Raw genomic sequence first — 5,871 nt, 5'->3', positions numbered from 1 at the left:
GAGAGCAGGGTGGAGCTTTTTTTGGTGGCCTTGTTCAGTGCGGCTCGGTGTGGACGTGTCCCGTTTGCGGTTCCAAGATCGCGGAGCGTCGAGCAAAGGATATGAGAGAAGCTATGGTCAACGCGAAGTCCCGCGGATTATATGTTTCTCTTGTAACTCAAACGGTTAAGCACGGTGTAGGTGATGACATTTCAGAGCTTTTGCCTAAGCTAGCAAAAGCTCAAACAAGCTTCTGGGGTCGAAGAGCTGTCAAAGATCTTTTCGAGCAATACGGTACCGTTGGAAGAGTGCGATCTCTTGAGACTACCTATGGTTCTGCCGGCTGGCACCCTCATGTTCATTTGCTGATTTTCTCAGAGTCACCGTTACCAAAAAAAGCGCAAGACGTTTTGGCTAGGCAGTGGCAGCGCTCTTGTTTGTCAGCCGGATTGCCAAAGCCAACCATTAAGAACGGCCTAGATATTCGTAACGGGGAAGCGGCTGGCGAGTATGTTTGCAAGTTTGCCGATGACTCTAAGCTGATAAAAACAGCTAAGGGTGAAGATGTCACATGGGATGCGGCTGACGAGATGACAAAGGCAAACGCCAAGAAAGGCCGCCAAGGGAATATCACGCCTTTCGATATGCTTAGGATTATCAGAGATCCTGAAACCACTGAAAACCAGAAGAAATTTTATCGGGCTCGGTTTGAGGAGTATGCGAGAGCGTTCAAAGGTCGTCGTCAGCTAGTTTGGTCTCGTGGTCTTAGAGATGAGTTGGGTCTTGGCCAAGACAAGACAGACGAGGAAATCGTTAACGAAATGAACAACGAATCTAACGTCATCGCGCTTTTAAATAGCGAGGAGATGAGCGCGGTAAGTCGTAAGGAGCTGCGTTCTACCGTCCTTTCTTTGTCTGAAAGCGGCGGCATAACCGCTATAGCTACGCTTTTGCATTCATTAGTTGATACTAAATCAAGCCTTACTGATTATATTGCGCACATGTCAGCAAGGCTTTTACGGCCTGAGTTTGGTGTTAAAAGTGTTAATTGCAATTCGTGCGGCACTCATCATGTCTCACGTCTTGAATCGCCTGTTTGTCCGCTTTGCGGGCATAAAAACAAAAAAGAGGATCTAGATGATGGAAATGACGCTTAATATTCCAGATAGCGAAGCTGCTAAACTTATCAAAAAAATCAGAGAGGATAGTAAGATGGATAAATTAATTGATGCTGAATTAAGTTTTTTAGCAAGTTCAATGTCTGAATCAGGTTATTGTAAAGACATTAAAAAAGAAGAAATCATTGACGTCATTCTTTTAAATATCTGCGAGGGCACTCGAAACCCAGATTCTTGGCAACGTGAGTTTGTCGAGAAAATAGGAATCGTTCCTAACGACGAAACTTTTTTCGATAAAAGAGATCATTACGGCGACGATGAAAAAAATATCATGGTTGTATAAGTCTAATAAAAAAAAGGGGGTTAGCCCCCCTTAATTTTTATTAATTACCACACCCTCACGCTCTAGCTTTTCAGTTACCGCACGTTTTATAAAATCCGCGTTGGTCATTTTCTTCCTCTTTGTGTACTTCCTCATTGCTGCTGCCAGAGCGAACGGATAGCGCGTTGGTATCAATTCTGACTTTCCTGTTTTGTGAGACCACTTGGATTTTTCTTGATTAGACATAGGCAATAGCTCCTTTCTGGTTGAAAAATGTATATACATCATTACTATAATTATGTATATACGATATACGTTAAGGTTAGGATATGAAACAAGAGAAACAAGAAAGCATCCAAGAACTGGGAGCGATGTTAAGAGATTACTATGAAAATGCGGGTTACCTGCTAAGCAGAGATGAGCTCATTAGCTTCATAGATGCTATATCACCGCTTGTGTTCGATTCATGTAGGAAAGATACAATACCATCAAAACACCACAATGGCTCTTTAATGGCTAGTGCCTTGATGCCCTAGGAGACGACACCGATGAATAATAAGTTGAATACTAAGTTTGCGCTGCTTGTTCGATACGAAACGACAATCATACCGCTTAAAGACGTGTGTGAAGAGTTTTTTGGCGTGAAAAAGAACACGGCAGAACAGAAAGCCAAGGCTGGTAAATTCCCCGTGCCCACTTTCAAACTGCGCGATAGCGAGCGCAGCCCGACGCTGATTCACGTCAGCGATTTAGCCGAATACATCGATGCGCGTTACAAGGCAGAAAAATAGAAGCCTTTGAGAATGCAAATTCTACCAAGCTACTTTTGGTGCCGTTGAAAAAGCCCATAAGTATAAAATGTCATACGTGTAGGAGATAAGGGGGATTCATGTTTATCAGGTTCAATCAATCAACAACCGGTGTTTCAACTATCAAGATAAGTGAGACTGAAAAGCAAATATGGGAATCAGTATGTGATGAAGACGGGGAGTCACTGAATCAAACGGTTGCTTGGCTCTGGAAGCAGCAACCAGAGCACGTGCGTGATTCAGGCAATTTCACTCAGTTTGTACGTGATAGATTTCTAGATCGTGTCCACCGTGGTAGCTGGTACCTTTAGGAGTGGCGGCAGTGTCAAGGCTCGCATCGCGACCGCGAAGCGGCTTGGCCTTGATTCTGCCAGAGCGACCCCACCCTTGATAAGGGGGTTTGTAGAACGGAGTGGCGCAAACCCCGTAATAGACATTCTTTTTGACGCACCCAAAAGCCCCAAGATAGCCCACTGTTATTTTAGACTCAGATTTTGAATAGATAGAGATCACTGCTGACGCTCTTTTTGAGCGCCAATACTGCGGCAGACGGAAAACAATCTGACGTGACGGAAAATTTCACTCCTCCTTCCGCCTCGGGCTTTTGCGTCGTAAAAAATTTCGCAATAATCCTGAGTGCAAAAATATAGCGCCAGACCCCGCCAGCTCTGAGGGTTAGCGTCTAATCCAAAATTTCAAAAATTGAAAAAATTTTCAGTTTTTTGAAAAAACCAACCATCGGGAAGCACAGGAAAAATTACTTAGTAATTTGATTTTAAAGTGTTTTTTAAATTTTCCGTCACTATCCACGATTCAAAACAGAAAAACGATATTATAAAAAATCATTTAAAATCAACAACTTAAAACATACCTTTTTTTCATTTTTGTTCATGCTCATCCTAACGATAGGGCAACTTGTCCTCAGAAAAATGGATTGTGACCCTCGTCACATTTCAAGCAATAAAATCTGTCTGAATTATCTTGAATTGCTGTGAATTTTGACCGCCTAGAAAATAGATTGAAATCGGCTTTATTCGGTTTTATAAAGCGAACAAACGGCCTGATAATGAGATATAAAAATGAAGATAGCACTTGATTACGATAAGACATTCACAGCAGATAAAGCCCTTTTTTCTTCATTCGTCAGGCTAGTAAAGAGCAAAGGGCACGAAATTAGGTTTGTTACATTTAGAAAATCAAACAAGCCCAATTTAGACATTAAATCTGATGCTAGGCGTCTTGGTATAAAAATTATTTTTACTGACGAAAAACAAAAATCACCATCAACGATAAATCAAGGCTGGAAACCAGATATTTGGGTTGATGATGATCCGTCAAAAATACCCGGCTCAACTGGCTTATCTTCTATATCATCCATTTAAGGAAAGAAAATGCAGCAGCTAACAATGACAGCATCAAACGAGATGAATAAAACATTCAGCTCATTAGCAGCAAATTACAGAACCGATGCGGCTTCAATTGTCCGTGGCTTTTATATTAGCGACGACATGGTCGTAAAGTTTGGTGAGAGCTGTTTTGCTTTTAACGATTTCTCACGAAACATAAATATCGTTCCTGTTGAGGAGCGATCAGGCGATTCATTATTCGGTGCTCTTGGTTCTCCGGTTTCTGGACGTACGAACGTAGCAAAGAGCGACCGAGAAACCAGCAAGCTAATGGCGCAACCTATGCCATACAAAACCAGCAAGGTTGATACTGACGTTTTTGTTCCTTATTCCGTTCTTAATCAGTGGGTTAGGACTAAGAAGTTAAAACAGAACTATTGTGAGTTAATCCAGCGTCGCGTAGGTCTGGATCGGTTGATTATTGGTTGGCATGGTGAATCAAATAGCAATCCAGATACGTCAGCATCTGAGGATCCACTCTTAAGAGATGTTAACAAGGGCTGGATACAGGTTATGCGTGAACATTATCCCCAAAACGTGCTCGGCATTGATGACGAAGGTAACAAGCTTAAATTTGGTCCCGGTGGGGATTATGAAAACATCGATCAGGTTGTTGTCGATATGGTTTCAATTATTCCTGAGATTTTCCGAGAAAACCTCGTTTGCCTGATTGGCGATGACCTTTTGAGTTATGAACAGCGCCGCGTTTACGATGCTTCTAATTTTCAAACAGAAAAGCAAAAAACAGCGGACACGTTCCAGATGTTTGGCGACATTCCGCGCATGTCGTGCCCAGGCTTTCCATCTCGTGCGATTGTTGTCACTTCACCGGATAATCTATCGCTTTACGTGAAATCTGAAACCAGTCTTCGACAAATCGAGATGAACCCAAAGCGTGAGCGTGTTGAAGACTACATGACAGGTGAGATCGGTTATGTGGTGGAGAATGCGAAAAAGTTTGTAGCTGTGGAGTCTGAGGGTATCGAACTTATCTATGACGACGAATCAGCTCCAAGTACTGAGACAATGGATCACGTAAGCGCAGGCGCTTAGTAAAGAACGACCGTCACGTCGTAGCGAGGAGACTCGCGTGTCCTGCCCTCCGGTTTTTCGGTGCCGGAGGGCACCTTTAGGGAGTAAATCACATGCGGATACTTTGCCGTGAATGCGGAGAAAAAGCGGTTATAACCAAATCAGTGCATCACACCGTTGATGCTCGTGATATTTACTGTGTTTGTGGTCACTGTAATCACCGGTTTGTTTGGACTGCTGGATTTAAGCACTCGATTAGCGGTTCAGACAAAGAAAAAATTCAGATCATGGAGTCTATCTTGAGCTCGTTAAGTGAGTCTCAGAAGCGTGATCTTGTTCAACGAATTGGCCTGTGATGGGGTATGAGCTCTATGTATATACAGCCCAAGGTTTGCTTGTTGATTTGTTTGATGTATTCTTGCTCTCAGAAAACAGAAAGCCCGGCATCATTGGATGCCGGGCTAAAACAGCCGGGAGCAATCACCCTGTTTATCTTGGCGGATAAATGACTGCACCCTATCACCAACACGTCAAGCCAAAGAGAACTAGCATGAACTCAACACTTAACGCATCGATTGGCAATGAGTATAACCAGCCCGATCGAACACTTCAAGATATCCCCGTCAGGAAAACACAAAACGGCCTCATTGGCGCCGTTTTTCGTGCGCGCAATACAAAACAGGATGGTCAGGGAGAGTTGCTCTCTGGTTGGTCTGGGTGGTCGCGCGATAGCGCCTTGGTATATGACACCAAATCACAGGCCAAAGAGGTTGAGAAATTAGACCTAGAAACCGGTGAAATTCAAGGTTTTAAGGTCGATTATAAGGGTGTAAAAAAATCCTCTCGTGATAGCAAGAAAGCACGTGATGATCGCTTTTCGCTTCAAACGACATCGAGGAGCGTTCTGGGTCGTGATTGGCGTGTTTCGAAGTGCAATCGCTGTATGTATCACATGGATTTACCTGGCGGAAAAAAATTACCTAAAAACTATGCAGGTGTAATGCGTGGAGAGCAGGGTGGAGCTTTTTTTGGTGGCCTTGTTCAGTGCGGCTCGGTGTGGACGTGTCCCGTTTGCGGTTCCAAGATCGCGGAGCGTCGAGCAAAGGATATGAGAGAAGCTATGGTCAACGCGAAGTCCCGCGGATTATATGTTTCTCTTGTAACTCAAACGGTTAAGCACGGTGTAGGTGATGACATTTCAGAGC

The 5,871-nt window shown here is 43.6% G+C and carries 7 protein-coding genes and 1 pseudogene; 7 read left to right on the top strand and 1 reads right to left on the bottom strand.

All coding sequences use genetic code 11. The annotated features are described in order from the left end of the window. Both BZG72_RS15810 and BZG72_RS15805 read left to right on the top strand, forming a co-directional pair. On the top strand, positions 1-1,136 hold a 1,136-nt coding region (locus BZG72_RS15810; protein ID WP_241832568.1), incomplete at its 5' end, for a protein rep. Then, complete coding sequence (locus BZG72_RS15805; RefSeq protein ID WP_077667258.1) at positions 1,117-1,440, top strand: hypothetical protein; 324 nt, start codon at positions 1,117-1,119, stop codon at positions 1,438-1,440. The genes BZG72_RS15810 and BZG72_RS15805, both read left to right, overlap by 20 nt. 30 nt (positions 1,441-1,470) lie before the next feature. Here BZG72_RS15805 and BZG72_RS15800 read toward each other — a convergent pair whose 3' ends face one another. Continuing rightward, a complete protein-coding gene (locus tag BZG72_RS15800; RefSeq protein ID WP_077667257.1) occupies positions 1,471-1,665 on the bottom strand; it encodes a hypothetical protein in 195 nt (64 codons plus the stop codon). An 83-nt stretch (positions 1,666-1,748) separates the two neighbouring features. On the opposite strand from BZG72_RS15800, the gene BZG72_RS15795 reads away from it, so the two are divergent. The 5 genes and pseudogenes from BZG72_RS15795 to BZG72_RS15765 form a co-directional block, all read left to right on the top strand. After that, entirely contained in the window at positions 1,749-1,955 is a 207-nt protein-coding gene (locus tag BZG72_RS15795; protein ID WP_077667256.1) for a hypothetical protein, read from the top strand. A gap of 24 nt (positions 1,956-1,979) precedes the next feature. After that, entirely contained in the window at positions 1,980-2,210 is a 231-nt protein-coding gene (locus BZG72_RS15790) for a pyocin activator PrtN family protein (RefSeq protein ID WP_077667260.1), read from the top strand. A 1,097-nt stretch (positions 2,211-3,307) separates the two neighbouring features. Then, on the top strand, positions 3,308-3,610 hold the full coding sequence (locus tag BZG72_RS15780; RefSeq protein ID WP_077667254.1) for a hypothetical protein: 303 nt from the start codon (positions 3,308-3,310) through the stop codon (positions 3,608-3,610). A 9-nt stretch (positions 3,611-3,619) separates the two neighbouring features. Then, positions 3,620-4,687: a P2 family phage major capsid protein gene (locus tag BZG72_RS15775; RefSeq protein ID WP_077667253.1), complete on the top strand. Its 1,068-nt coding sequence runs from the start codon at positions 3,620-3,622 to the stop codon at positions 4,685-4,687. A 529-nt stretch (positions 4,688-5,216) separates the two neighbouring features. Next, positions 5,217-5,871: pseudogene (locus BZG72_RS15765) on the top strand (hypothetical protein); the annotation flags it as partial.

Source organism: Salinivibrio sp. PR6 (assembly GCF_001995955.1).
In the GTDB taxonomy this organism is placed as follows: Bacteria; Pseudomonadota; Gammaproteobacteria; order Enterobacterales; family Vibrionaceae; genus Salinivibrio; species Salinivibrio siamensis.
The sequence above is the reverse complement of the archived record's forward strand: the minus strand, read 5'-3'. Positions and strand labels throughout refer to the sequence as shown.